The 1362-nt window shown below is 62.6% G+C and carries 1 pseudogene; it reads right to left on the reverse strand.

Going from position 1 to position 1362, the window contains the following annotated elements:
* Positions 1-1185 (reverse strand): annotated as a pseudogene (locus tag GMA8713_RS25670) (hypothetical protein); the annotation flags it as partial.
* Between the last annotated feature and the right edge of the window lie 177 nt (positions 1186-1362).

Here is a 1362-nt window from a genome sequence, read left to right on the forward strand (position 1 = left end):
ATCCAGGGTGGCCGCATCACTGCCGTTGGCGGTGTTGCCCGCCGGGTCAGTGACGGTGGCCGTCACGGTAATGGTGGTGCCGGTGGCTGGCGCGGTCATGGTGACCGGCACGCCGTTGTCCAGCATGTCCTGAGTCACGGTGCCGTTAAACAGTGCATTGCCATCCTGGTCGGTCACAATCAGGGTGTCGCCTACCGCGGTGCCTGCACCCAGGGTGACGGTGATGTTGATGTCACCATCGAGCTCAGCGCTATTGATGTAGCCGTCGTTGTTGGCATCCTCATCAATCACCACCGTTGGCGACGCCGGTGCGCCGGTGCCTGTGCCGTAATCCAGGGTAGCCGAGTCAGAGCCCTCAGCGGTGTTACCCGCAGGGTCGGTAATGGTGGCGGTAATCTCCAGGGTGGTGCCGGTCGCTGGCGCAGCCACAGACAGGTCAAGGCCATTGTCCAGCATGTCCTGGGTCACAGGGCCGGAGAACAGGGTGTTGCCATCCTGGTCGGTGACCACAATGGTGTCACCCACGGCGGTACCGGCGCCCAGGGTGATGGTGATATCCACCTCGCCGCTGAGCTCGCCATCGTTGATGTAACCATCATCGTTGGCATCTTCGGTAATCTCGACGGTCGGCGCAGCCGGTGCGCCGGTGCCCTCGCCGTAATCCAGGGTGGCGGAGTCACTGCCGGTGGCAGTGTTGCCACTGGTGTCGGTCACGGTAGCCGTCAGGGTCAGGCCGGTGCCAGTGGCTGGAGGGGTCAGCGTCAGCGACAGGCCATTGTCCAGCATGTCCTGGGTAATGGTGGCGCTGTACACCTCATTGCCATCCTGGTCGGTGATAACGATGGTGTCACCCACTTCGGTGCCTTCACCCAACGTCACGCTGTAGTTGATGTCGCCATCCAGCTCGTCGTCATTGATGTAGCCATCATTGTTGGCATCTTCATCAATGGTCAGGGTCGGCGCGCCCAGATTCGGGTTGCCGCCACTGGTATCCAGTATCGCACTGTCACTGCCATTGGCGGTGTTGCCCGCCGCATCGGTGACGGTGGCGGTGACCACCAGATTGGTGCCACTGGCTGGTGCATCAATCGCCAGGTCAAGGCCATTGTCCAGCATGTCCTGCGTCACCGGACCGGAGAAGATGACCGTGCCATCCTGGTCGGTGACCACAAGGGTGTCGCCCACGGCGGTGCCGCCGGTCAGGGCCACGGTGATGTTCACCTGACCCACCAGTTCGGCATCATTGATGTAGCCGTCGTTGTCGGCATCTTCGGTGATGGTGACCACAGGCGTGCCCGGCGCCGTGCTGCCGACATCCAGTACCGCGCTGTCTGAGCCATTGGCGGTGTTGCCCGCCGGGTC

It is taken from the genome of Grimontia marina, assembly GCF_900060185.1.
GTDB classification, from domain to species: Bacteria; Pseudomonadota; Gammaproteobacteria; order Enterobacterales; family Vibrionaceae; genus Enterovibrio; species Enterovibrio marinus.